The organism is Streptomyces sp. NPDC048416, assembly GCF_043200435.1.
GTDB lineage: Bacteria > Actinomycetota > Actinomycetes > Streptomycetales > Streptomycetaceae > Streptomyces.
This window is the reverse complement of sequence record NZ_JBICXU010000034.1, coordinates 47,108-73,735: the sequence shown is the minus strand read 5'-3', so window position 1 is coordinate 73,735 and position 26,628 is coordinate 47,108. Positions and strand designations below refer to the sequence as shown.

Sequence of the window (26,628 nt, the reverse complement as noted above, 5' to 3'; positions counted from 1 at the left end):
CAGTTCCCCGCGCCCCTCAACTACTCGACGCCGCCCAGCACGCACACCCTCAGCCTGTCCGGCGTTCGAGGACGAGCGCCCTCAAGGCGCGAACGAGGCCTGGGGCGAAGCCCGCCCCCGGAGGGTTTCGGGAAGGGGCAGGGTGGGGCCACCCCCCGGGGCCTGGGGCGAAGCCCCAGCAACCCCGCCGCCTTCACCCGCGGACCGTGCTGGGGCACCCGCGCAGTTCCCCGCGCCCCTCAACTACTCGACGCCGCCCAGCACGCACACCCTCAGCCTGTCCGGCGTTCGAGGACGAGCGCCCTCAAGGCGCGAACGGGGCCTGGGGCGAAGCCCCAGGAACCCCGCCGCCTTCATCCGCGGACCGTGCTGGGGCACCCGCGCAGTTCCCCGCGCCCCTCAACTACTCGGCGCCGCCCGGCACGCACACCCTCAGCCTGTCCGGCGTTTGAGGACGAGCGCCCTCAAGGCGCGAACGGGGTCTGGGGCAGAGCCCCAGGAACCCCGGCGCTTACGGGTGCGGACCGTGCTGGGGCGTCCGCCCCCACCGCGGCGCAGCCGCGTGCGTCAGGGGCGGGAGGTGCGGGTGGCCCGGGCGTGTTCGTCGGCGGAGCCACCCGCCCCGACGAGCCCCCGCGACACCGACCCGAGCCGCGGCTCGAACCGCCGCATCTCCCGCGCCCCCACCGCCCCGATGACCCCCGGCAAGTACCCCCGCACGGACTGCATCCCCCGCAGCCACCACTGCGCGTACACATGCGAAGAACGACGCTCGATCCCCGCGACGATCCGGTCGACGGCCGGCCCGAGCGGATACGTCCGGTTCGACGGCCACGGCAGCCGCGAGCGCAGCTCACGCATCACGTCGTCCTGGTCGGCCCCGCGCACCATGTCCGTGTCGGTCCACGACAGGTACCCGACCCCGACCCGCACCCCCTTGTAGCCGACCTCCGCGCGCAGGCTGTGCGCGAACGCCTCGACCCCGGACTTGGACGCGCAGTACGCCGTCATCATCGGCGCCGGTGTGATCGCCGCGAGCGAGGCGATCTGGAGGAAGTACCCGCGCGACTCCATCAGGACGGGCAAAAAGGCCCGCGCGGTGACGGCCCCGCCGATGAGGTTGACCTCGATGACGCGGCGCCACGCGTCGGGGTCGGAGTCGACGAACGGCCCGCCGGAGGCGACGCCCGCGTTGGCGACGACGATGTCGACCTTGCCGAACCGCTCCTTGACCTCGACGGCGACCCGAGCCATCGCCTCGTGGTCGGTGACATCCGCGTACCAGGCCTCGGCCTCGGTGTGCAGCCGCGCCGCGACCCGCTTCAACTCATCGGGTTCGAGCCCGACGAGCGCGACCCGGGCCCCGCGAGCGGACAGCTTGCGCGCGAGGAGTTCGCCGACGCCGCGCGCCGCGCCCGTGACGACTGCGACCTGTCCTTCAAGACTGACCCTGCTCATACGGCACTCTCCTCGGCATCGGCATCGGCATCGGTATCGGCCTGGACATGAACGGCGGCATCGGCCTGGACGGTGACACCGGCACCGGCACCGGCACCGGCATCCGCCGGGGCGGCCAGATGCGTCCGGACCAGCTCATGGATCTTCTCGGTGATGAACTCGGGCGCCTCGACGGGCGTCATGTGTCCGACGCCGGTGAGCACGTCGAGCGAGTGGCAGTCGGGCAGCGCCTCGGCGAGCCACCGCGCGTGCACGGGCGGCGTGAGCCGGTCCGCGCTGCCCGCGACGACAGCGGTGGGCACCCTCAACTCTCCTACCAGGGCGCCCACTTCGAGCTCGGCCAGCACCTGCGACCAGGCCTGGCGCGCCCCGCGCGGGCAGGCGTGCACGATCCTGGCGCACGCCTCGACCTTGTCCGGGGACGCCCCGGGGCCCATCGTGGCGTACCGCAGGACCTTCTTGGCGAGCGGCGTGACCGGCCCGAGCGGCGCGCCCGAGCCGAGGACCCGGCGGGTGAGCCAGGTGCGTACCCGACCGGCCCGCATCGGCAGCACCAGCGACTCGGCGACCAGCCGGGAGGCGCCGGTGCTGCACAGCAGGACGGCGGCCGCATGCGCACGCAGACCGGGCCGGTCCGCGGCGGCCATCAGCGTCATGCCGCCCATGGAGTGCCCGGCGAGCACCGCCCGTTCGCCCGGCGCGAGCGCCGCGTCGAGCACGGCTTCCAGATCGTCGGCGAGCACGTCGGTGGAGCAGACCTCGGCGGCGGCCGTACGCCCGTGGCCCCGCTGGTCGTAGGCGATGACCCGGTACTCCCCCGCGAGCGCCCGGATCTGCGCGGCCCAGAACGCGGTCGAGCAGGTCCAGCCGTGCGCGAGGACGACGGCGGGCGCGTCGGCGGGCCCGTGCACCTCGACGTGGAGCGGGGTGCCGTCGGCGGAGTGGGCGGTCAGTACGCGGTCGGGCGCGGGCGGCGCGTACACCCCGCGGCGCACGGCCCCGGCACCGGCACCGGCACCGGCCCGGCTCACGCGGACACCGCCGACGCCTCGGCGGGCTCCTGCGCGGAGACCGGCTGGGCGACGTGGGCGCGTACGACCTCGTACTCGCCGAGATCGACCTCGCGCGTCGCACGGCGGAACTCACTGGTGGTACCCGGCCAGACGGTGGTGTTGCGGCCGTTGGCATCGAGGTACCAGCTGGTGCAGCCGCCGGTGTTCCACACGGTGCGCTTCATGCGTTCCTGCACCCGCCGGTTCCACGCGCCGACGGCGGAGGTCCTGGGGGCGAGGGCGACCCGTCCGCCGAGGACGTTCAACTGCCGCAGGTAGTCGGCCAGGTAGGAGAGCTGGGACTCGATCATGAGGATCATCGAGGAGTTCCCGAGGCCGGTGTTGGGCCCGATGATCGTCATCCAGTTGGGGAACCCGGCCGCGGTCGCGCCGCGCAGCGACTGCATCCCGTCCTTCCACGACTCGGCGAGCGTGTGCCCCTCGGCGCCGACGACGCGGTCGGCGATCGGCATGTCGGTGACGTGGAACCCGGTGCCGAAGATGATCGCGTCGACCTCGGTCTCGGTGCCGTCGGCCGCCACCACGGTGGACCCACGCACCTCGCTGAGCCCGGAGGCGACCACGTCGACGTTGTCCTGGGCGAGCGCCGGATAGTACGAGCTGGACAGCAGGATGCGCTTGCAGCCGATGCGGTAGTCGGGCGTCAGCCTGGCGCGCAGAGCCGGGTCCTTGATGGCGCGCGCCATGTTGGACTTGGCTATGGACTCGACGAGCCCGAGCTCGCCCGGCCGCTTGGTGAACGCGCTGACCTGCAACTCCCGTATGCCCCACAGGAGTCCGCGCCGGGCGGCCCCGGTGAAGGGCAGCCGGCGGTGCAGCCACCGCTCGGCGCCGCTGATGGCGCGGTCCATGCGCGGCATGACCCAGGGCGGCGTCCGCTGGAAGAGGGTGAGGTTCGCGACCTGGGGCTGGATCGCGGGCACGATCTGGATGGCCGACGCGCCCGTACCGACCATCGCGACGCGCTTGCCGCGCAGGTCGTAGTCGTGGTCCCAGCGCGCGGAGTGGAACACCTTGCCGGGGAAGGTGTCGAGCCCGGGGATGTCCGGCATCTTGGGGTCGGAGAGCGGCCCGGTGGCGGAGACGACGACGTCGGCGGTGAGCGAGGTGCCGCCCGCGACCTCGATCTCCCACCACAGCCGCTCGGCGTCCCAGCGCATCATCGTCACCTCGTGGTCGAGGCGGATGTGCGGACGCAGCCCGAAGGTGTCGGCGACGTGCTCCAGGTAGTCGCGGATGTGCTCCTGGCCGGAGAAGGTGCGGGGCCAGTCCGGGTTGGGGGCGAAGGAGAAGGAGTAGAGGTGCGAGGGCACGTCGCAGGCGCACCCGGGATAGCTGTTGTCGCGCCAGGTGCCGCCGACGGAGCCGGCCCGCTCCAGGACGACGAAGTCGGTGATCCCCTCGCGGCGCAGCCGCACCGCCGCCCCGAGCCCGCCGAACCCCGACCCGATCACCGCCACCCGCACGTGCTCGGGCTCGCGCCCCGGCTCGGGCTCGTGCCCCGGCTCGGGCTGACGACCCGGCTCGGGCTGACGCTCGTGCTCGTCCTCGTGCTGGGCCATGCCACTGCCTCCACGATCGGTCCCGCAACGTTGCCAGCAATCACTGGCACTGTTGGGAGAGTAGAGCAGACACATACCGAGCGGTAGGGGTGCGGGCGGGGAAAGTTACCGCCGGTACCACCCGTCGGGCACCACATAGGCTGAGGCGCGTGGCTAAAGACCAGGCAAGGGCTGAGGCGCGTGGCTGAAGACCAGGCAAGTGAGGACGGCAGCGGGGCGGGGCGTGCGGCTGCGCCGGGCGGGGGGACCGCCGGCACGGGCGGCGCGGGCCGCGCGGTTACGCCGCGGAAGGGGGCCGGTACGGGTCGCGCGGTGACGCCGGGCGGAGAGACCCGTGCGGGCCGCGCGGTTACGCCCCGGGAAGGGACCGGTACGGGCCGCCCGGCGCCGCGCGGGCGAGAGGCGTCGGGCGCCCAACACCCAGCGCAGGCACGCGAGTACCGCATGTCGGAGCTGGCCGAGAAGGCCGGCATCACCGAACGCACCCTGCGCTTCTACCGCGAGCGCGGCCTGATCCCGCCGCCGCGCCGCGAGGGCAGGATCGCCTGGTACGACGACCACCACCTGGCCCGGCTGCGTACGATCTCCGCGCTGCTCGAACGCGGCCACACCCTGTCCGGCATCGCCGACCTGACCTCCGCCTTCGAGTCGGGCCGCGACGCGGGCGAGGCCCTTGGCCTGGTCGAGCCGACCGAGGAGACGCCGGTACGCCTGACCCCCGAGGCGCTGGCGGACCACTTCGCGGGCGAGGCCACCCCGGAGAACCTGGCCGCCGCGCTCGACCTGGGGTACCTGGCGGTGTCGGGCGAGGAGATCGTCCACATCAGCCGCCGCCTCCTGGACGTGTCGGCGTCCCTGGTGCGCGAGGGCGTCCCGCTGGCCGCGGTGCTGGCGGCGGCCCGCGAAGTCCGCGACCACGCCGACGCGCTGGCCGCCCTCTTCACCGACCTGCTGCACACCCACACGTCGACGAAGGACGCCGAACGCATGCGGCCCCTGGCGAAGGCGGTGGTGGACGCGGAACTGTCCCTGGCCCTGGACAGGCGCCTGTCGCGGGAGGGGTGACAGGGGGCGCCCGCGCCCCGACACCGTAAGCCCCCACGCCCACGCCTACGCCTACGGCGCCCCACCCTCCACGCCCCGAGACTCCACAGGCGACCAACCGGGCGCGGAACCACGGTGCCGCCACCACGGCGGCGCCACCACGGCGGCGGCACCACCTCAGCGGCACCACCTCAGCCGGGCCCTATAGGTCGTACACCACGGTGACAGGCGCGTGGTCGCTCCACCGCTCGCCGTGCGTGGCGGCCCGCTCGACGAACCCCTTGACCGCGCGCTCGGCGAGGCCGGGCGTGGTGACCTGGTAGTCGATGCGCCAGCCGGTGTCGTTGTCGAAGGCGCGTCCGCGGTAGGACCACCACGAGTACGGCCCCTCGACGTCCGGGTGCAGGGCGCGCATGACGTCGACGTAGCCACCGTCCGCGGCGTCGAAGACCCGGGTCATCCACTCCCGCTCCTCGGGCAGGAAGCCGGAGTTCTTCTTGTTGCCCTTCCAGTTCTTGAGGTCGGCCTCCTGGTGGGCGATGTTCCAGTCGCCGCAGACGACGACCTCGCGCCCGTCGGCGGCGGCCCGCGCCTTGAGCCCCTTGAGGTACTCAAGAAACTCCTCCATGAAGCGGACCTTCTCGTCCTGCCGCTCGGTGCCGACCTCGCCGGAGGGCAGGTAGAGGGAGGCCACGGTGACCCCGGGGAGGTCGGCCTCGACGTAGCGCCCACTGCCGTCGAACTCCGCGCTGCCGAACCCGGTACGGACCCGGTCGGGCTCGCGACGCGTGAGGAGCGACACACCGGCCCGCCCCTTGGCGGCGGCAGGCGCGTGCACGGCGAACCAGCCCTCGGGCGCCCCGGCCTCGGCGGGCAGCTGATGGGGTTCGGCCCGCACTTCCTGCAGGCAGATGACGTCGGCCTGGGTCCCCCCGAGCCATTCCACGAAGCCCTTCTTGGCGGCGGCCCGCAGCCCGTTTACATTCACAGAGGTAACAGTGAGCATCCCGGCACCCTACAGACCGAGGGCCACCCAGCCCCCGCATAGAAGTACGATGCATCGCATGCTTATCCGCCAGCTCTCGTACGACCACCCCGACGCCGTGAAGCTCAACGACCAGGTGCAGCTCGAATACGTCGAGCGGTACGGGGACGGCGGCGACCTCACGTTCCTGGAACCCGCGATGTTCCTGCCCCCGCGCGGCCTGTACCTGATCGCGTACGACGCCGAGGACCGCCCGGTGGCGACCGGCGGCTGGCGCGGCCAGGAGGCGAACGAGGAGAACTACCGCGACGGCGACGCGGAGCTGAAGCGGATGTACGTCATACCCGAGGCCCGGGGCCTGGGCCTGGCCCGCCGCATCCTGGCCACCCTGGAAGCCGACGCCCGCGCGGCGGGCCGCACCCGCATGGTCCTGGAAACCGGCGACAAGCAGCCGGAGGCGATAGCCCTGTACGTGTCGACGGGCTACGAGCCGTGCGAAAAGTTCGGCCACTACCGCACCTACGAATCCAGCCGCTGCTTCGCCAAGCCCCTGACCAATCCCTGACCCACCGCCGCCCTCCGCCCTCGCGGGCCCGCCCCGGGCCGTCCCGGCGCCCCTTCGGCCACCCACGCCGATCCGCTCGGCCGCCCGCGCGCCGACCCGGACCGCCCGCTCCGGCACTTGAACATCCCGCTCCGCCGGGCCGGCGCATTCGCAGATCAGCGGTGGTTTCGGGTTCCGCTGGTGTCCGTGGTTGCGCGCGGGAACCCGGGGGGTGCCGTCGCTACTGCCGCCAGGAACGCGGGAGGTGCGGTGGTGGCGCAGGGGGACTTTGCTGCCACGCGCCGGGCTCGGCACGGAGCATGGCGCGGACGGTCTGCTCGTAGCGCTGGTGGCCGGCCCGGGCGCAGTGTCCGGCAATCCAGTGCGTCAGCTCGTCGGGAGTGTGCAGGGTGCCGGACGTGGCACCGCAGTTGCTTTCCTCGCCCGTGACGCAGACCGCCGCGAAGGCCGGCAGTGCCAGCGGGTCGGGGACGGTGATCACGTGGTACTCGCGGAATCGGTAGCTCCCACGGGCGGCGCTGCGGACCGGTGCGTCACTGTGCGTGGGATCAGGCGTCGCCGTCCATCGCTTCCCCCTCTCCGCCAGATCCGGTAAACGCTGCCGGCGCGAATCGGCGACCCGCAGCGCGTCGGTCAGGGCCGCAGAGATCCCTGCGGCGCATGCGCTCCGCGTCACTCCCGGAGTGGTTCACGGTGTATCCCCGGGCCTCGGTGGCTGATAGAGACACGAAGACCGCACATACTGACTGACCGTCACCCTACGTATGCACCACCGCAGTTAGTGACACAAGATGCGAAATGTGTTGCGCTGCGTGGCAGTTAGCCGGCGACGTTCCAGATGGTCCGCCATCTCGCGCATGTCGGCGGTGAGGGTGCGCTTGCGCTTCTTGAGGATCTCCCGCATCGTCTCGGCGGCCATCCGCTCTTCCCCGGAGGCCGCCAAGGCTCCCTTCGTGACGCGTCCGCACGGCCTTGGCGGCCCCTGGGGGTTCCTGGTACGCCTCCGGTGACCGGGCGGCGGCCCCACCGGGCCGGAGCGCGCGCGGGCCGCGCCAGCGGGCCGCCTTGATCAAAGTAAAGAAACTCTGGACAGCTCCGCTCACACGGTCAGGCGACAAGCAGCTCCACTGGTCGACGGCTCAGACAGCGGGGCAGGTACGGAGCCTTGCCACACCTGCCCCTCGACGGTGCCGTCACCGACTGCCGCCAAAGGCCCTGCAAGTCCCATCTGCCAGCCGAGTTTCCATCCCCTGCGACCGAGCGGTCAGCCATCACTCGAGTCCGGCAGCAGTGAATTCGATGAAATAGCCGATCGCCCTTTCCAATGAGCCTGGATCACAAGCTGCAACAAACTCGATTCCGTCGCTCTTTACTGACACCCAAGACCCGTCAGTGGATTGATCTTCCCTTTCGCACATGCGACCGTAAAGAGCGGTTCGGGTCAGGTCGACCGAGAGGACCCAGCCGGGGTTGTCGGTAGTTTCTATTCGAATTCCGTATGAGTGCTCCCAGTCTCCGTCACAGGAGGCCGCATACCACTCCTGAAGAGCCTTCAAGTTCGAGATCATGGGTTCCTTCTAGGGATCTCCCAGAGTTCCGCAGGAATCGCTGATCCATCCGGAAGGTTTACGTGCGGCGTCGGAATTCTCGTCTTAGTCTGCTTGTCGTAGTGCGGCTTACCCTTCACGTCGACTCGTTTCGTCGGAATAAACGGCCCCGGGTCCCGGGGGTCTGACGGCCGATCATAGGATTCATAGTGATCGATCTCCCCAGTCGTTCCGTCGCGACGAAACGTCGTATGGGGCCCTTCCGCGTCTGGATGTGGACACAGATTTCCGCGAGAATTGTGGACCAGGACCGGCGTAGCCCCCGCCAGCACATAGTACGTGTGCTGCGCGAAGCCTTCGACCTGCTTTCTCGCAGGCAAGCGCAGTTTGCTGGTCCGGTGAAGTGCGTGGGCGTTCGTGGTTGTGCGGGGTTGTTGCCGTCGCTACTGCTGTCAGACGGTTCAGCCCAGGTAGGGCTTTTCGCGCTGTTCCAGGAAGTGCCGGAGCCTGAGCCGTTGGGTGTGGTGCATCGGCAGCTGCTCGATCTCTTCCGGCGGCACGAACCGGAGCTCGGTGGACTCGTCGGAAATCTCCAGCCGGCCGCCGGTGATGCGCGCGGTGAAGCAGACGTTGAACTGTCGTCGGACCTCACCGTCGGTGTAGGCGATGACGTGTCTCGGGTCGGTGTAGGTGCCGACCAGGCCGGTGACCTCGACGTCCAGGCCGGTCTCTTCCTTTACTTCCCGGACGGCGGTGCCTGGCAGGGAGTCGGTGAGGTCCATGCCGCCGCCGGGCAGGGCCCACAGGTCGTTGTCGCGGCGGCGCTGGAGGAGGATGCGCCCGTGGTCGTCGGTGACGACGGCGGAGGCGGCGACGACCATGCTGTTCGGCTTGGGTGCGCTGGGGTCGTCGTAGTACTCGGTGCGGGCCACGGTCAGGCTTCCTCTCGTACGGGGGTTGCCGTCGCCCACACGGCGTCGAAGCTCTCGGCGTAGGTGTCGAACATGCCGCCTGTCTCGTGCCGGCGAAGATGCCACACGGGGGCGGCGTACGCGTTGACGCCCCAGACGTGGGCGTTGACGAGTTGCTGGTCGTCGGCGCGGTAGAGGGAGTTGTAGAGCGTGGTGCCGTGGGTGCGGACTTCGATGCCGGGGGTGCCGGCGAGCGGCCTGTAGTGCATGAGGGCGAGGCGGCAGCGGGATTCGATGCCGTGGCCGAACCGCTCTTCCTGGCCACGGGCTTGGACGTTGTCGCTGTCGGCGTCTCCGATCGCGACGCGGACGGTGCAGCCTTCGGCGGCGCGTTCGGTGAGGAGTTCGTTCAGCCGCGGGTACGCCTCGTGGAGGAAGACGGCGGCGTAGACGAGGATGTCGATCCGTTCGCGGGCCTGGGCCATCAGGTCGGTGAACGCCGAAACGGGGATGTCCGCCCGCTGTCCGTAAAGCGCGACCAACTCAGGGCTGATGGCGCGGACGGGGCGGGCTTGGCGGAGCGCCGGCCAGAGTGCGTGCACGTCTTCTCCCAGGGCCTTGGCCGCCTGCAGGGCGGTGGCACGACGTGGGATGCGCCCGAGGTTCACCCAGCGCTCGACCGACTTGGGGTCGACCTCGACCTGCTGAGCGAGTGCGGCGTACGTCCAGCCTCCCGCCGCCATGACGGCTCGTAGTCTCTCGTTCGGCACGAGTCTCCCCCTTCGTCTCAGGACGGCACCAGGGACGTTCTACACGGTGTGGGACGTCCCGAAGTGGGCTTTGGCGGAGGTTCCTTCGTCCCGGTGACCGGCGTGAGGATCGGTGCCGACCCTGCGGCACCAACAGGCCCAGGGGCACGCATCAACGCCGCCGAGGAGCGTCACCGTGCGAAGGAGTGCCACCCCATGTGTTCCCGCCCTGCGACTGGCCGCCCGGTCGCGCGCCGCCTCGCCGGGGTGGTCGGGATGACGGCCCCAACTTCCGATGCCGACGGGCACACCGTCTCGCCCGATGCCGGCGCCCTGGTGGTCGACCGGCGGAGCGGCAAGGTGGGCGTGGTGATGGGGCATGTGGGGACATACGTGCGGCTTCGACCGCCGCACGGTGGCCGGGAGTGGGACGTGCCTCCCGAGGACGTACGTACGCCGACCTCAGCGGAGGAGCTGAGCGCCAAGGTGGCCGTGGCCAACCGGAGGTGGGGACGGTGACCCCGCGCTCGGTCCTGCGCTACGAGAATTGGGCGCTCCAGCCCGACCGCGAGCCGGACGCGGAGCCGGTCCAGTACGCCATGCAATGCGCCGTGGACGAAAAGACCTCACCGTCAAGCGAGGACTTCGCCGAACCACAGGAATGGGTGCTGCGGCACTGCGGCCAGAACCCGTCCCACCACACCTACCGGGAGATCATCACCCGCCCCTGGCGGACCTGGCGCCAGACGTGACCCGCCCCGCTCGTCCGCCCAGAAGCCGCGCCCCGCTGACCTACCCCACTCCCGTACCTGCCGGGCACGGCCGATCGAGGCTCCCCCTCCTCGTCAGCCCTGGCAGGGGCGGGCCCTCCGTGCGTGCCGTGCTCTTGGCTATGGGGGTTCTGGCCTCTGCCACAGAAAGCCAGCCACGACGGCGGCCGCGCCGACCGATCACCCGTCACGTGTGTCGCGCTCAACCCCGCACCGACATCAGCCCAGTTATCTCCCTCGTCACGGTCCCAGCCAGGCACAACGGCCGCGTTCCGGACGACAGCTCCGCCGGGGTGTCGACGATGGACGGTACGTGCCCTCCGGACGGCGTCTCGGGAACTCAGCCGGTCTGCTGCTGAGCGACCGAAAAGCGGGGCTTCCGATTGACAATCCGACCCCGCGTCAGCGGGACGCCCCTGAACAAGTAAAGAAACTCTGGATAGCTCACCCGCTGGTCGAGCCGCCCGGCGAATGGTCGGGGCCGCTCTTACCTACCCTTCTTCGATTCGGCCAGCGCGGTGTCGAGCCTCTCGCTCGGAGGTGGCAGGAACAGCCGCTCCGGCTCTTCTCTCGCTTGACCCCCCTGCGCTCGCCGAGGAGTCTCTGATCCTGCTGCAGCAGCGCGTCCCATCGCTGGTCCAGCTCCGCTTCCCGCGTCAGCAGCTCCTCGTCGCTGAGGTCGGCGAACTCCGTGGCGGCTGCGCGCGCCTCGTCGGCGGTTTCTTCCCGCAGCACGCAGTTCGTTATCGTCCCCGATCGCCATTCATTCTTCACCATACTCAAATCGATCAATTTGCCATGATTCACGCACGGAAGACCTGAATGCAACATACCCAATCGGAAGGGAAGCGAGTTCCGCAATCGCTGGGTCTCGGTCAGCAAGGTGTGCGATATGAAACAGAACCGAATCGCCATTTGGGTCGCCGATACCATCCGAGACGAGCCAGTCATTCTCGTCATCGTGGATCACTACACGGGCTGGCTTTTCCCCTTTCACTATCGAACGTTGAACCACTGCGCCGAGTTCCGGAGGAAATCGGTCGGATTCAAACGGGAATGAGACGTTGCGAATCAAGTCGGGCACCACTAACTCCAATCGAGACATGCGTCCGGCGCGACATCAGTACCGCGCCGGACGCATACCTATTGATGCTTGTGCACTACGTTACATTCCCTGCAAAGCAGTTGCCCATTTTCCGGAGTTCCGGACCCTCCATCCTCTCTCCGGACCACGTGGTCGACATGGCCTTCATCCAGAGGGGGTGTTACACCCTTTACACTCTGCTGAGGCTGGGTCTTGGTGGGCAGGGCGGTCAGGCCGCTGGAGTTGGTGCGCTGGAGGGTGCGGCGGATGCTGGCGCGCCTCCAACGAGACGCCATCGACCTCCTCAGCCAGGCCCTCCGCGACGCCATCGACCCCGCCACCGAGCGGGACGACGGCGACGAACCGCCAGTTTGTGCAGCACCCGTCCGCTGACGTTGCCGTCAACTACTGCCGTCAGACACCCAGGGGCCCGCCGGGAACAAGCCCGGCGGGCCCCCGAATTTAAACCCGGCCTCATTACTCTCAGCCTTGCAAGGCAGGCTCCATCAGGACCGCCGGGTATTGCCGGAAGCGTTTGCCTCCCCAGGCCATCCGGTATGGAGGAAGGTGACTCGCTACTCACGCGGGCGGCCCACCTCGAGGAATTTCCGATGAACGAGGTGTAGTAGCCATGAGGCCCCGCCGGATGACCACCACCCGGCGGGGCTTTCCATACCCGCTCGCGAATAGAGACGGCGAGACCCCGGCCAGCCAGGATCTCGCCGTCAATGAAAGCTAGGTTGCCTTGAAGTACGGAAGCCCTCGCTCCGCTCGAGCTGACATCTCCTCGTACGACGCGACCATCAAAGCGACTTGCTCCACCAGCTCACGCATGGGATAGGAGACCTCCTCCGCATCCCCACTCTCGATGGCCCTGGAGAGCTCTTCCACTGTCTCCTGCAGGCACTTCAGAGAATCGCCCTGGATCGACAACGCCGGGTACTTCCTGTCTGGCAGCTGCACGAGAGCGAGGTTTCCAGCGCTTCCCAACAGCTGCGCAGTCTGATCCGCCATAACTCACCCTTAACAAGTCGGATGGAACGTAATGTAAGGCTCCGTGTCAACCAGCGGGCCAGTGAAGATATCCTGCTGACGTCCGAGGCCCACGGTGATGTCAGCCTTCGGCAGTGACCTCGAGACCGAATGTTTGACGCGACTGTTGATCCCAGTAATGACATAGTCCCAGTCAGACGTGGGTCCAGGGGTTCCGGCCGCCCGACTACCCACGACGGAGATCGGTTGGCCGATCCTATTCGCCGCGTTCTGGATCCTACGGATGTCCGATAGCGTCAGGTGGTCCAGACTCGCACCCGGGCCGACCTCCGGGCCAGGCTGACCGCTGTTATGTACAAGGACGGGCGTGTCCCCGGCGAGTACATAGTACGTATGCAGTTCGTCAACCGTCAGGTTGTACATGTCGGCCGCGCCCGTCACGGAGGTGACGGACAGGAGCTTGATGTCCTTGTTCTTGTCGTTCGTCAGCGCGTGGCCGGGATGCAGTTTGCCGGCGGGGGTCCACTTGTGGTCGGTGGCGTCCCAGAAGGGGTGTTTCGATGTCGCGTGGAGGACTGCGGCGGCGCCGTCCGCGCCCTCGACCGTGAGGTCTACGAGATCCGTGTCGTGGTTGATGAGCGTCACGTCGACACGACGCGCCCCCTGATGTTCGCCGGTTTCCGGGTCCGCCGCCTCCACCTCGTCGCCGACGCCGATCTTCGCGATCGCCTTGGTTTTGCCGTCGCTCATGAGGACGGGGGTGTCGGGGGTAAAGCTGCACTTGCCGTTCGCCGCAGCCTTCCTTCCGGCCTCCATTTCAAGAGCCGCAGCCTTGGCCCCTGCCCTGCCACCGCCGGCTGCGGTGGATGCGCGCAACGATCCGGCGGAAACGCCGCCCATGGAGGCCTCGCGCCCTCCGCCGCCGCCGAGTGTGGCTCCGTCGATCGTGAGAGCCAGCCAGAAGATGTCCCAGCGCATCTCGTCAGAGCACTCGAAGCTCCCGTTGCAGGAGGCAATGGACGCCATGGCGACCTGGGATGGCTCGAAGTACGGCATGCCCATCCGCCGGTTGCCCGTGTCGGCGTCGTTCATCCACTTGTTGTAAACGGCGCGCCAAGCACCGTACTTGGGCCCGGTGCCGAGATACTTCACCGCGATGGCTTCCACGGCTGCGTTGGCGGCGATAACAGGGTCATTCATGGCCCGCTCTTCAGCAGGCGACGGCGTGGTATCGACCGGCGCCATGTGGTTCGGGCCGACCGTGTTGCCATCCGGGTCCGTCTGTACGGAGTGCCCCGTCCCGTCGTCGGGTCGCAGCCCGCTCGGGTCGCTCGACGTCACCGGGCTGTTGTTGGCGTAGGCGTAGCCGTTCAGGGACTGCGGGTTGGTGCCGTCCAGCACCGGGTCCACGCTGATGAATCGCCCGGTCCCGGGGTCGTATTCGCGGGCGCCCAGGTGTGTCAGGCCCGTTGTCGTGTCCTTGGTGCCGCCCACGAAGCCCTTGGTGCCGGCCCAGCCCGGCGGGGGTGTGCCGCGGTCCTGGCCGAAGGGGGTGGTGCGGCGCTGGGTGACGGTGCCGTCGGCCGCGCTGATGGCGGTGTCGGCGGTGCCGTGCGGATCGGTGACCTGGAAGGTGACCTTCCTGTCGTCGGTCCGGACGGCGGTCGCGGCGCCGAGGGGGTAGTACCGGGTGGCCGTCGGCTTGGCCGCGCCCTTGACGAGTTTCAGCTCGGTCGCGCCGAGGTACAGGGTGGTGTCCTCGTCGGCGGGGTGCGCGGTGTCCAGGGTGTGGCCGGTGAGGCGGTTGCCGGCGGTGTCGTAGACGTAGTCGCTGGTCCTGTTCGTCGTCACCGTCGAGGTGCTGGTCGTGGTCCGGACGGTGTCCGTGACGTTGCCCAGGTGGCCCTCCATGTCCCAGGTCAGCGTCTGGTCGCTGGAGAGGCCGGGGCCCGGGCTGGTCGTACGGCGGGTGGTGTTGCCGGACTGGTCGTAGGCGTAGGTGTCGGTGACGGGGGTGCCACCGCCCGTGGTGGTGGCGGACAGCAGCGCGTGCGGGTGGGCCGCGCCCGCGGCCGGGTAGGTGTAGGTGCGGGTCTGGTCCTTCGACGCGTCACCCGTCGTGTCGTGCTGGGTTTCCGACCTGCGGGTGCCGTCGGTGTTGAAGGTGTAGCTGGACCAGTAGGGGGCCGGGCCGCCGAGCTTGCTGCCGTCCGGCGCCGCGGGGCAGGACGGGTCGGTGGGGGTGAACGCCTCGGTGAGGCGGGCGAGATAGTCGTACGCGAAGCACTGCCGGTCGGTTCCGGTGCGCGAGACGTCGCTCAGCTCGGTGACATTGCCGGCCTCGTCGTACGTGTAGGCGTTGGCGCGGGCCGGTACGGCGGCGTTCTCGGTGTCGGTGCGGCTGACCGAGAGGCGCTGGGTGCCCTGTTCGTAGCCGTTGGTGATCGTGGTGGTGGTGCCGCCGGCGTTCAGGGTCGAGCGGTAGGGCTTGCCGGTGAGGGTGTACGTCTGGCCGGCCAGGTAGGCGGAGAGGTTGCTGCCCGCGCCGGTGGTCTGGTGGAGGTTGTTGTACGTGAAGGCGACCACCTCGGCGGGCAGGCTGCCCGCGGCCGGGTAGGACGTCGCTTGTACGGTGCCGTCCAGGTTGTAGGAGTTGCCGCTCGCGTAGTCCCCGGCCAGCGCCTCCTGGCCCGGCACGGAGGGCACCGTGAGGGTGGTCTTGAGGGGCCGGTAGAGCGGGTCGTAACTGTTGACGGTGGTCTTGTACGGGTAGTCCGTGCCGCCGATGTTCACATGCCGGGTGGACGTGGCCAGTTGGCCCTTGACCTTGTCCCAGGTCTGCGAGGTGAGCAGCGGCCCGGTGGCCGAGCCCTGCCTGGTCTCCAGGAGGCGGGAGAGGTTGTCGTAGACGCTGGCGACGGTCGTGCCGCGGCCGTCGGTCGTCGTGGTGAGTTCACCGCGGTCGTTGTACGTCTTGGCCGTGGTTCCGCTGTCCGGGTCCACCGCCCTGGTCTGGCGGCCCAGTTGGTCGAAGGTCCAGGACCACTCGGCGCCCTGCGGTCCGGTCAGGCCGGTCATGTGCCCGGCCGTGTCGTAGCGGTAGCGGGTGCTGTCGTACGGGCCCGCGGGGCCGGACGCGGTGGCGGCCCGGTACTGGCGCAGCTCTGTCGGACGGCCCTGCGCGTCGCTGATGGTGGTCGTGGCGGTGGCGCCCTTGGGCGGGGTGACGGTGACGCGGTCGCCGACGTAGGCCGTGGTGGTGGTGGCCAGCGGGGTACCGGTGCCGTTGCCCGAGAGCAGGGACGACTTGGTGGGCCGCCCCAGCCCGTCGTACTCGGTGGCGGTCTGGGTCTCGATGCCGTCGGCGTCCACCACCGTGAACAGCGTGCCGCTGGGCGCCGCGGTGTTGTGGTACGGGGCGTAGGCGAGGCTGACCTGGCCGCGCTCGTCGTAGAACGTGTCGGTGAGCAGGCGTCCGCCGTCGGGTCCCGGGGACTGGGTCTGGCGGACGCGGCCGTTCCCGTCGAACAGGGTGTAACTGGTGTCGGACGAGCCGTCGTTGTTCAGCGTCTGCGTGGCCACCGATTGGATGGTGTCCGCGGCGTCGGTGTAGCGCAGCTGCATGTTCGGCGACTGGTTGTTGAGCTTGGAGCGGTTGGGCATCCACATCTTCGACGGGCGCCCGAGCGCGTCGTATTCGATGTCGGTGCGCAGGTTGTTGGCGTCGGTGGTGATGAAGGGAAGGCCGCGCATCAGGTCCAGGTAGGACGTGGTGGTCTGGGCCGTGGCCGCGTTCCCGGCGGTGGCGGGCGGGCCGGTCACCGCGACCTTGGTGGGCCGTCCGGTGGCCGGGGTGTAGACGGTCGTCGTGGTGCGGGGGACGGCCGCCGGAGTGGTGCTGGGCGCCTTGGAGGCGTCGGCGGTGTCGAAGACGCTGGTGGAGGCCTGCGCGGTGGTGGTCAGGGGACGTCCGTAGCCGTCGTAGCCGGTGGTGCTGTCGAGGTAGGTGGCCTCGTTGCCGGTACGGGACTTGAGGATTTCGGCCATGGTGGCGAGCCCGCTGGTGGGGGCGGCTCCGTAGGCCTGGCCGTCGTAGCGGGTACGGGTGTCCGCGAGGATCACGGAGGTGCCGTCGGCGCGGGTGTCCCGGTCCGGGTCGGCCGCGCAGGTCGCCGCGACCGTTTCGGTGTGGATCACGGCGGACAGGATCCGGTCGCCGTCCGCGTAGGTGTTCCGGGTGCACTGGTCGTCGCCCGCCACCTGGGTGTCGCCCAGGTTCTCGACCGTCGTGGACCGGCCGAGGTCGTCGAAGGCCGTGTTGACGCGGGTCTCACGCCAGGTGTCGTCGGCGTCCAGGTGGGTGAAGGTGCGGCTGCTGCTGACGCCGGTGAGGTCGGCGGTGGTGGTGCCCCAGTCGCGGACCCGCTTGGCGGTCTCCTTCTTCCACGGGGTGCTCACCGTCTTGGCCAGGATCTTCCCGCCCGGCTTGTCGAAGGTCTCGCTGCGGTACTCGAACCCGGCCCAGGCCCTGTCGTCGGTGAGCGTGGTGCCCTCGCCGTCGGGGACGGTGACGCTGCGGGTCTTGTTCTTGTCACCGGGATCGGTGCGGTCGCCGTCCATGCCGCGCAGGAAGTAGTGGTCGCTCTGGCTGGACATGGACTGGCTGCTGCCGGCCTGCGTGCGGACCTTGGCGTAACCACGCCACTGCGACCAGGTCTTGAGCTTCGCCTTGGTGATGCCCTCGGTGTCGTCGAACGCCCACGCGCCGCCGTCCAGGTAGGCGTAGTTCGTCTGGGTGCTGACGGCGCCGCCGGTCCGGTCGGTGGAGATGACGGAGTCCACGACGTACTTGTTGAACCACTCGGTGACGACCGGGTCGGTGAATCCGGCCTGGTACATCTGAGGGAAGCAGCGCGAGGTGTTGGACTGGGGGCTCGGCAGGTCGTCCCAGGAGCACGCCGGCTTCGAGTAGTTCACGTCCAGCTGGCCGCCCGACTCGTCGAGCACGGTCCGCAGCCGCTGCTTGTAGAAGCCCGGCCGCCCGTCGTCGCTCTTGTCCAGGCGCCCGGCCTGTGCGCTGTAGGACAGGGTCGTCGGCGGCAGGTGGACGGGGGTGGCTCCGGCGAGACCGGTGTGCTTGATGGAGTCCAGCAGGAGCTGGTAGTCGAAGTCGGCTGTGCCCCACTTGTGGTGCAGGTCCCAGGAGTCGATGGGCTTGTAACTGCCGTCGGCCTGGAGCGTCTTGGTGGTGACGTTGGCCAGCCGGGTGCGTCCCCAGAACGTCGGGGACAGCCGCCCCTTGTCGCATGTGCTGCCGGCGTCGCAGTTCCGGTCCCACGGCGTGTCGTACCAGTACTGCCGATTGGTGTCGATCTTCGCCGGGTCGCACAGCGAGGTGTCCGTCTCAAGGCAGCGCTCGGCGGTGGCGAACTCCACCCTGGCCATCGGCTTGACCGTGTCGGAGTACACGTCCTTCAGCTGCTGGCCGTACTCGATGTGGTCCAGGACGGACGCGCGGACGTAGGGGGTGCCGTCGGTGTCCTTGAGGTTGCGGCCGTAGGAGTTGGTCTCCTGCTTGTACCAGTAGGTGATGTCGTTGCCCTTGGCGTCGACGACCACGTCCAGGTTCCAGCGTCGTCCCTGCTGGCACCAGGAGTCCGCGAACGCGTCCTTGTGGCACGGCTCGCCGCTGTTGTTGCCGTAGACCGGCACGGTCTCCACCGACTTGGTCTCGGGCTTGCCCGCACTCCAGTTGTCGGGCCGGTTGTAGCCGAAGTAGTAGTTGGTTCCGTCGGGGGTGGTGGCGCGGAAGTACTCACCGTCGTTGTCGCCGTTGCCGTGATCGCTCCGGTGCCAGCGGTAGACCCGGGTGTTGTCGTCGCCCTTGATCCGCCACTCGTCGGTGCTGACCGGGATCAGTTCACCGGAGTGTCCGGCGAAGCTGATGGTGGCGTTGTCGTACGCCCAGCACTGATCACCGGTCTCGACCCCGTCGGTCTTCACTCCCTCGTCGCCGCACGACGTGTAGGAACGCTCGATGAAGCCGGGAGCGATGTCGAACCCGTCGCCCGCCCAGGACGCCTGGTTGTTGGTGTTGCCGGTACGCCCGTCGATCGCACCCGAGTTGTAGGACAGGCCGACGGTCGGGGCGAGCCCGTTCGGCACCGGCGGCACGGCCATGCTGTAGGACCAGGTGAACGAGCCGCTGGAGAGCGCCGTGCTCCAGGTCGATGCCGCCGACAGCGGGGACGCCTTGAAGTCGCCCGCCGGGCCCGCGGCGCCCGCGGTGGCGGCCAGCACGGTCATCCCGCCCGCCGACGCCGGCTTGGCGCCGAAGGAGCGGGCCGCGGACTTCGGCGCGGCCGCGGCGGCCGGGATGGCGACCGCGTCGGCGGTCACCGTGTGCTTCTCCGCGTCGTTGGCGCCCGCCAGTGGCGTGGAGGTGCGGCATTCCGGCCTGCTGGGGGTGGTCAGCACGCAGGCGGGCAGCTGCACCAGGCGCAGCCGCTCCCCGTACCCGGCGCCCGCCGCGTCCGCGAACGCGCCGTAGTCGACACTGGCCCGCACCGTGTCGGCCGCCCCGACGCCCGAGGCGACCGTCAGCAGCACGCCGTCCACCCCGGCCTTGTCGGCGGCCTCGTGGTCCAGCACCCTCACCGTGACGTCCGTGTCCCGTACGGCCGGGGAGGCCGCGGCCTGCTTGTGCGGGGCGAGCGGGCCGTGCGGCACCGCGGCCAGGGACACGGGCAGTGCCCCGGCTTCGGCCCTGCCGCGGGCATCGGTCGGCTTCGTGCCGTCGAACGCCGAGCCGCCACTTGCGGGCAGGACGAGACCGGCCATGGATGGCGCGGGCCATTTCGCCTTCGGCGCGCGGGGTTGGGAGACGGTCCTGTCCACGGGCCGTGGCGCGACCTTGGTGTTGACGCCCTTGACCGACTTCTCCTTCCACGTCGCGACGGGAAGGTTCGTTTCGGCCACGGCCTCGGGGCCGGGCAGGGCTTGCAGCAGTCCCGCCGTCAGCACGGCCGAGAGGACGACAGCGATTCTCGCTGGGGTACGGACGCCCGCTCGGCGGGCCTGTGTGATGCGCATCGTAGGCAATTCCCCTGCCGCGCCGGGACGAGGTCCGTGGCGGCTGATCGTGCCGGCGGTGAGCCAGGCAGGTAGGAAGAGGAGGCAAGGAGGGGCCGGGATACGGGCCTGCCCGGGAGGTGCGACGGGCCCGTATCCGCGGCGGTGGCCCGCCTAGTTGGCGGGCCCGTCGGCACTGTCGAGCTCATCGCCCCGGGCCAGCTGTGCGATCCCGGCGGAACTCAGAACGCCCTGGTAGGCCCATACGTCGTCGATCTGGCCGGAGAACCAGTCGGCGTTGGCGACGGAGGCCGGGTTGCGCCCGAACCTGAGTTCTTTGGTGGCTTTGCGTGGCTGCGTCTGCCGCCGAGTCTGCGCGGGACCCGCCCTCTTCGACGTCGCCGCATCGCTCGGGACCGTGGAATCCGCCGCGGCCACCAACGGGTGCGCGGTGACGAGCAGAAGCCCCGACACCACCGCCACTCCGGCCCGCCGCGCCGTCCCCCGGCGCCGCCCCTGTCTCACGGCACGACGGCCGTCACCACCCCGCACTGACGCTCCCCCCACAGGAACCACATAGAAAAAACACAAGTGCGCGCATCAAACGCACCGTCAACGCAGCAGGTCAACAGGTGACTGCGGGGCTTGCGGCGCGACCCGGGCCACCATCGCTGGCCCCCAGGGACCAAATCCAGCCGCCATGGTTCGCGGTCCCGCGGCGGACCTCCCCGGAAACAAGATGGTTCCGGGAAGAGCTTTTGGCCATTACGGGTCACGTGCCTGCCGCCGGAGAGGACGCTCACCAGTGCCGCCGACGCGCTGGTTTCTTTACCCCGCATTGACCGGGATCGGTATGGACCCGTGAGGGGAGGGGGTGCGGCCGAGGGGGTCGCGCCCTCGGCTCGCACCGCGCGGGTGCACCCCGTTCAGCCAGTGAGCTGGGCCTGGAAGACGGCGTGGTTGAAGTACGCCCTGGCCTGGCGGATGAGGCCGGACTCGTCCAACTCGTAGATGTTGATGCCCGACCAGTTGACGGGCCTGCCGTCCAGGGTGACGGCGGCGCCGCGCCAGGAGACGGCGACGTGGTTGCCGATCGTGTGGGCGTCGATCGGAGTCAGCCCGAGGAAGGGCCGGAAGTTGGGCAGGACGGACGCGATGAAATCGCGGATCGCGGCGCGTCCGACGATCGGCGCGGTGCCGATGGGGTCGTGGAAGACGCCGTCCTGCGCGAACGACTCCGCCCAGGTGTCGGCATCCGCGTCCTGCGAGGCGTGGAAGAACTGAAGGATCGCCGGGGGCATGGCCGGGAATGTCATGAGAGGTCCTTCGAGTCGGTGTTGGTCGGGAGGTCGTCGGGGACGTGGTGGTCGGGGAGGCCATCCGGGGGGCGCGCGCTGGCCGGGAGCTGGTCGGAGCGCGTTGCGCGCTGGTCGGGCCGTTGTTGCACGCTGACCGGGAGGTCGTCGGGAGGTCGTCGCGAGGTCGTTGCGCGCTGGCCGGGGGCTGTTGGGGAGCTGACCGCGAGGTCGTTGCGCGCTGGTCGCGGGCTGGATTCGTCCGGTATCGCGGCTGCTTTCGTACGGGATCGCGGGCGCGGCGACAGCGGCGGTGCCCGCGCGGTGGTCCGGCGGCCGTTCACCGCGGCGAGCCCGTGCGCGGCGCGACTGTCGGCGGGGAGGACGGGTCCTCGGGGCGCGGGCCGCGTCGACGGCCGGCGAAAAGGCCGAGGAGGGCGCCGGGGGCAAGCGCGGCCGCGAGCGCGATCAGCACACACACGCCGGGCCACCCCGCCAGGGCATAGGCGCGCACGGAGAGCCACGATCCGGCGCTGCCGCCGAGAAACGAGCAGGTCATGTACGCCGTGTTGAGACGGCTGCGCGCCTCGGGGCGCAGGGCGAAGATGCGGGCCTGGTTGGCGACCTGGCTGCACTGCACCGCCACGTCGAGCAGCAGGAGCCCCAGCGTGAGGGCCGCCAGGCCCACCGCGCCGCCCACGGCTCCCGCGGCGAGGACCCCGGCGGCGGCGAGGGTGGCCGTGACGCACCACGCGTTCACCCGGTCCGCGCCGCGCCGGTCCACCCAGCGGCCCGCGGCCGGCGCGCAGAACATGCTGACCGCGCCGATCAGCGCCAGTACGCCGACGGTCTGGGCGTCCATGCGGTAGCGGGGGCCGGTGATCAGCAGGGCGAGCGCGGTCCAGGCTGCGCTGAACGCCCCGAAGAGCGCGGCCTGGCAGAACGCGGAGCGACGCAGACCGGCCTCGGTACGCACCATCCGTACGGTGCCGAGGAGAAGAGCCGGGTAGCGGTCGCGTACGGCCGGTGCACCGGCAGGCAGCGTCACGCCGAGGACGAGGGCCAGCACGGCCGTGAGCGCGGCGGCGACCAGGTATGGGGAGCGCCAGCCGAGGTGTTCGCCCAGGACGCCGCCGAACGTACGGGCCAGCAGGATTCCGCCGATCAGACCGCCCTGCAACGTGCCGATCACCGAGCCGCGCCGGTCCGGGGCCACCAGACCCGCCGCCATGGGCAGCAGCAGCTGGGGGACCACCGTCGCGATGCCGATCACGGCGTCGGCGGCGAGCAGGCAACCGGCGGCCGGAGCAAGTCCTGCGGCCAGCAGGGCGCAGGCGGTCACGACCAGCAGGACGGTGATCAGCGGGCGGCGCGGGAGCCGGTCGCCGAGCGGGACCAGCAGGAAGATCCCGGCGGCGTAACCGAGTTGGGTCACCGTGGCCACGCCCGCCGCCGCCGAGGGCGTGATGCCGAGCCCGTCGGCGATCAGTGGGGTCAGCGCCTGCGGGAAGTAGACATTGGCCACGCTGACGCCGCACGCCAGCGCCATGACGAGCGGCAGTCGCCGCCGCCGCCTCAGGCCCGGGGGTTCCTGCGTGGTCGGCGCGGACGAAGTGGCGGACCCGGGCGGCCTCGTCGGCACGGGCGAATCGGCGGACCCGGACCACCTCGTCCGCGCGGGCGAATCGGCGGACCCGGACGCCCCGATCCGCGCGGGCGAAGTGGCGGACCTGGGCGACTTGGTCGACGCGGGCGAATCGGCCGGGGGCGTGGCGGAGGAGGGCAGGGACGAAGGCGTACACGAAGGCACGGACGAAGACGAGCACGAAGGCACGGACGAAGACGTGGACGAAGGCGTGGAGGACATCGAGGACACGGCGACTCCAACCGAACGAACTGGATGGTTCGAAAGCTGGAGCCAGAATTGCAGCCCGCCACCCGTTGGTCAAACGAACTGGTTCGTTACCCCGCACCGCTTCGCTTCGCTACCATCGGCGCATGGCCTACGACTCCGCGGCGACCAAGGGACGCATCCTCACGGCAGCGGCATCGGAGTTCGCCGCCCACGGCGTCGCGGGCGCCCGCGTGGACCGCATCGCCGCCCAGGCCAAGGCCAACAAGCGGGCGATTTATGACTACTTCGGTGACAAGAACAAGCTCTTCGCCGCCGTACTCGAACGCCTCATGGCCGACCTCGCCGAGGCCGTGCCGCCCGGCGACGACGACCTGCCCGCCTACGCGGAGCGCCTTTTCGACTACCACCGCGCCCACCCGGAGGCCCTGCGCCTGCTCATGTGGGAAGCCCTCGAACTCGGCGGCGACGCGGTCCCCGGCGAGGAAGCCCGCACCCGCCACTACCAGGACAAGCTGCGGGCCGTGCGGACCGAGGACGACGAAGGGGACCCCAGGACCCGGCTGTTCTTCGCGCTCGGCCTGGTCAGCTGGAGCCTGGCCATGCCCCAGCTGAGGCGCATGATCCTGGGCGACGGCCACACCCTCGACCAGCTCCGCCCCGCCATCGCGCACGCCGTCCGGGCCCTGCCCGACGAGGAGGGGCCGCGGGAGCGGTAACGCGTCCACCACGAGCCATCCGTCGCGGGAGCTTTGGGCTTTGGGCTTTGGGCTTGGTCAGTGCCGCGTCGGACGGGCCCTCGCCGCCGACCGAGCTCCGGCACCCTCCCGGCGCCGCGGATTCCCCTGGCTCCCCAGGTGCCTCTGGCGCCAAGCCGCGGCGTGACCGATGATCGTCAGGCCACCGCGCAAGCGCGGGAGCGTCGCAGAGCTCATACGAACGCGCCGCTGAAGCCGCATCGAATCCAAGCAGTGCGGACTTCGCCGTGCCCGTACGGCTGCCTTTACCTGCTCTTCGGCACTGCGGCGTGGGGCGTGCCCCCGGGGGGGCGCGATGGACGGGCATGCCCGGAGAGCATCTTGATTGATCTTTTGGACGGAAATGTGACAGGGACTCAGATACACACCGACGTGCCTCGCAGCCGAAGAGGCAGACGCCCGGCGCCTGTTGCCGGGCGCGCGCAGGCGGCTCGACGCGCCATGGCCGGGTCATGGCGGCGGGCACAGAAAGCACTGCTCCTGCACTGCGGGCTGCGCCTGGTCGGCATCGCCATGGTGCGAACATGGGGACATCGCAAGGGACTCGGCCTGCACGAGATCCTGGCGACGCGGTGGGACTCGGTCTACTACCTGAACATCGCGGAGCACGGCTACAGCGGCGCCATGGTTCCCGCCTGCCAGGAAGGCGGCCCCACCTGCAAGCTCGCCTTCTTCCCGCTGTACCCCGCTCTGATACGGGCCGTCTGCGCCGTCACCCACCTCCCGGCCGGCTGGGCCGCCTGGGGCATAGCACTGGCCGCCTCACTCCTCGCGGCGTGGGGGATCTTCGCCGTCGCCGAGAAGCTGCATGGCGCACGGGTCGCTCTGTTCACCGTCGCCCTGTACGCGGTCGTGCCGCACGCCCTCGTGCAGTCCATGGCCTATACCGAGCCGGTTTTCACCGCCCTGGCCGCCTGGGCCCTGTACGCGGTACTCACCCGGGCCTGGCTCACCGCCGGCGCCCTCGCTCTGCTCGCCGGTGCCACTCGGCCCTCCGGCCTCGCCGTCATCGCCGCCGTCACCGTTGGCGCGGCCTGGCACCTGCTGTCCGCGACGGGCAGGCGTACGGCCGAGCCGCTACCCCTCCGGGACGGACGCGCGCAACGGCGCTCCACGGCACGCCTGTACGGTGCCGTGGCCCTGGCCCCCCTCGGCTGGGTCGCTTTCGTCCTCTGGGTCGGGCACCGCATGCACCGCTGGGACGGCTACTTCGTCGAGCAGCGCCTGTGGGGGTCCACTCTCGACGGCGGCTCGTTCACCGTCCAGCGCCTGCGCGACCTGTTCACCCAGCCCCAACTCTCCCTCGACGACGTCGTGGTGGCCGCCACCGTCGTCACCGCGGTCATCCTGCTCGGCAGCCTGGCGCTGCGCCGCCCGCCCCTCGCCATCTGGATCTACGCTGCCGCGCTGGTCCTCATCACCCTCGGCGGCGCCGGCTACTTCCACGCGAAAGCCCGCTTCCTGCTGCCCGCCTTCCCCCTCCTCTTCCCGCTGGCCACAGCCCTCGCCCGCGCACGCACCACCACCGTCTACGCCGTGCTGACGGGGGCCGCCATCGCCTCCGCCCTCTACAGCGGCTACCTCACCATGGTGTGGACCCACTCTCCGTGAGGGCCGGATACGGCGCCGGGGCGCACCCACACCGTTATTCACTGGGGCGCCTCGTCGCGTGCGGAGCACAGGGCGTGGTCGACAAGGCCGGTGACCTCCCGGATCTGCCGCGTGGCGGTGATGTCGTCGCCGGGCCGGCTGTGCAGTGACACGGTGATGGCGTTTCGCCCGTCGGTGGCAGGCCAGGCCATGTAGCCGAATCCGTCGCCGCTGTGTCCCCAGTAGCCACCACCGCAGGACAGCGGAGTCCAGTCGAGGCCGAGACCGTAGCGGGTGCCCGGCGGGGCGCCGTGGTCAGCGGGCACTTCAACCGTGTGCTGCATTGCGCCGAGTTGGGCAGGAGCCAGAAGCTCGCCTCCTGCCAGCGCCGTGAAGAACCTGTTGGTGTCGTCCGCCGTACTGATCATCGCCCCGTCGGCGTCACCGTCGAAGGGCAGGTAGGCGGTCGTGGTGTCGGTGATGGCCCCGCCCGGCTCGAACTGCTGGTAATTGCGGGCGTGCGGGGCGGGCAGGAAGGGCCACGTGCCGGGGGTGAGCGTGTGCGTGAGATGGAGCGGCCGCACGATCCTGGCCTGGACCTCCTGCTCCCAGGAGTGGCCCGTGACCGCCTTGATCACCATGCCCGCGAGGACGTAATTGGTGTTGGAATACTTCCAGGCGGTACCGGGTTCGAAGGACGGCGAGTGCCGCATCGCGAAGGCGACGCGTTGCTCGGAGGTGTAGGTGGTCCAGCGATTCGTGCGGTATCCGGCGGCGCTGAGGTCAGGCACGACGTCACTGGTGTAGTCGGGCAGTCCGCTGGTGTGCTGAAGCAGCTGGCGCAGGGTGATCCCGCGTCCGTCGTTGCCATGGCCTTCGACCACGGCCGGCAGCCAGGTGTCCACCGTGTCGTCCAGCGACAGCCGTCCTTCGCCGACGAGTTGGAGAAGAACGGTCGCCACGAACGTCTTCGTGGTGCTGCCGATCCTCACGTACTCGTTCCGAGGCACCGGCTGCCCGGTGCCGAGGTCGCCCACCCCACTGCGGGCCGTCCGCACGCCGCGGGGCGTTTCCAGGGTGACCGACACTCCCGTGACGCCATCCTCGTGCAGCGCATCGGTGTCCCTCTGTAATTGCGAAGGGCGCCCGGTGGCCGCGGCTGCGGCGCCCGCCGGGCCGAGTGCGACAAGGGACGAGACAGCGACGAAGGCCACTGTCCGGAAGACGGTCCTGCGGCGGGTTGTCGACATGCGCCCCACCCTAGAAATGGGTCAGCAGGCCATCCATCCGGCTAACCAGAGGTCTGAGGTCGGGTTTTCCA

At 70.0% G+C, this 26,628-nt stretch carries 25 protein-coding genes; 7 read left to right on the top strand and 18 right to left on the bottom strand.

Going from position 1 to position 26,628, the window contains the following annotated elements; genetic code table 11:
• Positions 1 to 567 precede the first annotated feature (567 nt).
• Genes ACGFW5_RS30520 through ACGFW5_RS30510 form a run of 3 tightly spaced genes read right to left on the bottom strand, consistent with a single transcriptional unit; the run spans position 568 to position 4,093 of the window.
• The gene (locus ACGFW5_RS30520; protein ID WP_393837546.1) at positions 568 to 1,458 is read right to left on the bottom strand and encodes an SDR family oxidoreductase; all 891 of its coding nucleotides are present in this window, start codon (positions 1,456 to 1,458) and stop codon (positions 568 to 570) included.
• Positions 1,455 to 2,489 carry an alpha/beta fold hydrolase gene (locus tag ACGFW5_RS30515; RefSeq protein WP_393837545.1) on the bottom strand — a complete coding sequence of 345 codons (1,035 nt, stop codon included), beginning with the start codon at positions 2,487 to 2,489 and terminating at the stop codon, positions 1,455 to 1,457. Before ACGFW5_RS30515 ends, ACGFW5_RS30520 begins: the two co-directional genes overlap by 4 nt.
• Positions 2,486 to 4,093: an NAD(P)-binding domain-containing protein gene (locus ACGFW5_RS30510; RefSeq protein WP_393837544.1), complete on the bottom strand. Its 1,608-nt coding sequence runs from the start codon at positions 4,091 to 4,093 to the stop codon at positions 2,486 to 2,488. The genes ACGFW5_RS30515 and ACGFW5_RS30510 overlap by 4 nt, the downstream gene beginning before the upstream one ends.
• Before the next feature lie 444 nt (positions 4,094 to 4,537).
• On the opposite strand from ACGFW5_RS30510, the gene ACGFW5_RS30505 reads away from it, so the two are divergent.
• Positions 4,538 to 5,158, top strand: coding sequence for a MerR family transcriptional regulator (locus ACGFW5_RS30505; RefSeq protein ID WP_393837543.1), 621 nt, complete (start codon positions 4,538 to 4,540; stop codon positions 5,156 to 5,158).
• Between the two features lie 181 nt (positions 5,159 to 5,339).
• Here the strand turns inward: ACGFW5_RS30505 and ACGFW5_RS30500 are convergent, their stop codons facing one another.
• Positions 5,340 to 6,143, bottom strand: coding sequence for an exodeoxyribonuclease III (locus tag ACGFW5_RS30500; protein WP_393837542.1), 804 nt, complete (start codon positions 6,141 to 6,143; stop codon positions 5,340 to 5,342).
• A gap of 58 nt (positions 6,144 to 6,201) precedes the next feature.
• On the opposite strand from ACGFW5_RS30500, the gene ACGFW5_RS30495 reads away from it, so the two are divergent.
• Entirely contained in the window at positions 6,202 to 6,687 is a 486-nt protein-coding gene (locus ACGFW5_RS30495; RefSeq protein ID WP_393837541.1) for a GNAT family N-acetyltransferase, read from the top strand.
• A gap of 220 nt (positions 6,688 to 6,907) precedes the next feature.
• Here the strand turns inward: ACGFW5_RS30495 and ACGFW5_RS30490 are convergent, their stop codons facing one another.
• The 5 genes from ACGFW5_RS30490 to ACGFW5_RS30470 all read right to left on the bottom strand — a co-directional run bounded on the left by ACGFW5_RS30490 (position 6,908) and on the right by ACGFW5_RS30470 (position 9,888).
• Positions 6,908 to 7,168 (bottom strand): hypothetical protein, encoded by a 261-nt coding sequence (locus ACGFW5_RS30490; RefSeq protein ID WP_393837540.1) that lies wholly within the window; start codon positions 7,166 to 7,168, stop codon positions 6,908 to 6,910.
• 297 nt (positions 7,169 to 7,465) lie between these two features.
• On the bottom strand, positions 7,466 to 7,606 hold the full coding sequence (locus ACGFW5_RS30485; protein WP_393837539.1) for a hypothetical protein: 141 nt from the start codon (positions 7,604 to 7,606) through the stop codon (positions 7,466 to 7,468).
• Between the two features lie 352 nt (positions 7,607 to 7,958).
• The gene (locus ACGFW5_RS30480) at positions 7,959 to 8,255 is read right to left on the bottom strand and encodes an immunity 53 family protein (protein WP_393837538.1); all 297 of its coding nucleotides are present in this window, start codon (positions 8,253 to 8,255) and stop codon (positions 7,959 to 7,961) included.
• Positions 8,256 to 8,695: 440 nt separating this feature from the next.
• A complete protein-coding gene (locus ACGFW5_RS30475; protein WP_393837537.1) occupies positions 8,696 to 9,166 on the bottom strand; it encodes an NUDIX domain-containing protein in 471 nt (156 codons plus the stop codon).
• 2 nt (positions 9,167 to 9,168) lie between these two features.
• Entirely contained in the window at positions 9,169 to 9,888 is a 720-nt protein-coding gene (locus ACGFW5_RS30470; protein ID WP_393837558.1) for an XRE family transcriptional regulator, read from the bottom strand.
• A gap of 273 nt (positions 9,889 to 10,161) precedes the next feature.
• On the opposite strand from ACGFW5_RS30470, the gene ACGFW5_RS30465 reads away from it, so the two are divergent.
• Both ACGFW5_RS30465 and ACGFW5_RS30460 read left to right on the top strand, forming a co-directional pair.
• Positions 10,162 to 10,413, top strand: a complete 252-nt coding sequence (locus ACGFW5_RS30465) for a hypothetical protein (protein ID WP_393837557.1) — start codon at positions 10,162 to 10,164, stop codon at positions 10,411 to 10,413.
• Positions 10,401 to 10,646 (top strand): hypothetical protein, encoded by a 246-nt coding sequence (locus ACGFW5_RS30460; protein ID WP_393837536.1) that lies wholly within the window; start codon positions 10,401 to 10,403, stop codon positions 10,644 to 10,646. The genes ACGFW5_RS30465 and ACGFW5_RS30460 overlap by 13 nt, the downstream gene beginning before the upstream one ends.
• Before the next feature lie 462 nt (positions 10,647 to 11,108).
• Here the strand turns inward: ACGFW5_RS30460 and ACGFW5_RS30455 are convergent, their stop codons facing one another.
• From ACGFW5_RS30455 to ACGFW5_RS30445, 3 genes are read right to left on the bottom strand one after another with little or no spacing between them, the layout of a single operon-like run.
• Positions 11,109 to 11,456, bottom strand: a complete 348-nt coding sequence (locus ACGFW5_RS30455; RefSeq protein ID WP_393837535.1) for a hypothetical protein — start codon at positions 11,454 to 11,456, stop codon at positions 11,109 to 11,111.
• Positions 11,428 to 11,748, bottom strand: coding sequence for a hypothetical protein (locus tag ACGFW5_RS30450; RefSeq protein WP_393837534.1), 321 nt, complete (start codon positions 11,746 to 11,748; stop codon positions 11,428 to 11,430). Before ACGFW5_RS30450 ends, ACGFW5_RS30455 begins: the two co-directional genes overlap by 29 nt.
• Before the next feature lie 59 nt (positions 11,749 to 11,807).
• Entirely contained in the window at positions 11,808 to 12,044 is a 237-nt protein-coding gene (locus tag ACGFW5_RS30445) for an HNH endonuclease (RefSeq protein WP_393837533.1), read from the bottom strand.
• On the opposite strand from ACGFW5_RS30445, the gene ACGFW5_RS30440 reads away from it, so the two are divergent.
• Positions 12,016 to 12,141, top strand: a complete 126-nt coding sequence (locus ACGFW5_RS30440; RefSeq protein ID WP_393837559.1) for a hypothetical protein — start codon at positions 12,016 to 12,018, stop codon at positions 12,139 to 12,141. The two genes, ACGFW5_RS30445 and ACGFW5_RS30440, sit on opposite strands and share 29 nt — an antisense overlap.
• A gap of 342 nt (positions 12,142 to 12,483) precedes the next feature.
• Here ACGFW5_RS30440 and ACGFW5_RS30435 read toward each other — a convergent pair whose 3' ends face one another.
• The 5 genes from ACGFW5_RS30435 to ACGFW5_RS30415 form a co-directional block, all read right to left on the bottom strand.
• Positions 12,484 to 12,762, bottom strand: coding sequence for a DUF6959 family protein (locus tag ACGFW5_RS30435; protein WP_374106608.1), 279 nt, complete (start codon positions 12,760 to 12,762; stop codon positions 12,484 to 12,486).
• Positions 12,763 to 12,771: 9 nt separating this feature from the next.
• On the bottom strand, positions 12,772 to 19,833 hold the full coding sequence (locus ACGFW5_RS30430) for an RHS repeat-associated core domain-containing protein (RefSeq protein WP_393837532.1): 7,062 nt from the start codon (positions 19,831 to 19,833) through the stop codon (positions 12,772 to 12,774).
• A 153-nt stretch (positions 19,834 to 19,986) separates the two neighbouring features.
• Positions 19,987 to 20,289: a hypothetical protein gene (locus ACGFW5_RS30425; protein ID WP_393837531.1), complete on the bottom strand. Its 303-nt coding sequence runs from the start codon at positions 20,287 to 20,289 to the stop codon at positions 19,987 to 19,989.
• 449 nt (positions 20,290 to 20,738) lie between these two features.
• On the bottom strand, positions 20,739 to 21,128 hold the full coding sequence (locus tag ACGFW5_RS30420; protein ID WP_393837530.1) for a nuclear transport factor 2 family protein: 390 nt from the start codon (positions 21,126 to 21,128) through the stop codon (positions 20,739 to 20,741).
• A 319-nt stretch (positions 21,129 to 21,447) separates the two neighbouring features.
• Entirely contained in the window at positions 21,448 to 22,656 is a 1,209-nt protein-coding gene (locus tag ACGFW5_RS30415; protein WP_393837556.1) for an MFS transporter, read from the bottom strand.
• Positions 22,657 to 23,105: 449 nt separating this feature from the next.
• Here ACGFW5_RS30415 and ACGFW5_RS30410 point away from each other — a divergent pair, with 449 nt between their 5' ends.
• Positions 23,106 to 23,678, top strand: a complete 573-nt coding sequence (locus tag ACGFW5_RS30410) for a TetR family transcriptional regulator (RefSeq protein WP_393837529.1) — start codon at positions 23,106 to 23,108, stop codon at positions 23,676 to 23,678.
• A 480-nt stretch (positions 23,679 to 24,158) separates the two neighbouring features.
• Entirely contained in the window at positions 24,159 to 25,328 is a 1,170-nt protein-coding gene (locus tag ACGFW5_RS30405; RefSeq protein WP_393837528.1) for a hypothetical protein, read from the top strand.
• 38 nt (positions 25,329 to 25,366) lie between these two features.
• On the opposite strand, the gene ACGFW5_RS30400 is transcribed toward ACGFW5_RS30405, so the two are convergent.
• The gene (locus tag ACGFW5_RS30400; RefSeq protein ID WP_393837527.1) at positions 25,367 to 26,557 is read right to left on the bottom strand and encodes a serine hydrolase domain-containing protein; all 1,191 of its coding nucleotides are present in this window, start codon (positions 26,555 to 26,557) and stop codon (positions 25,367 to 25,369) included.
• Between the last annotated feature and the right edge of the window lie 71 nt (positions 26,558 to 26,628).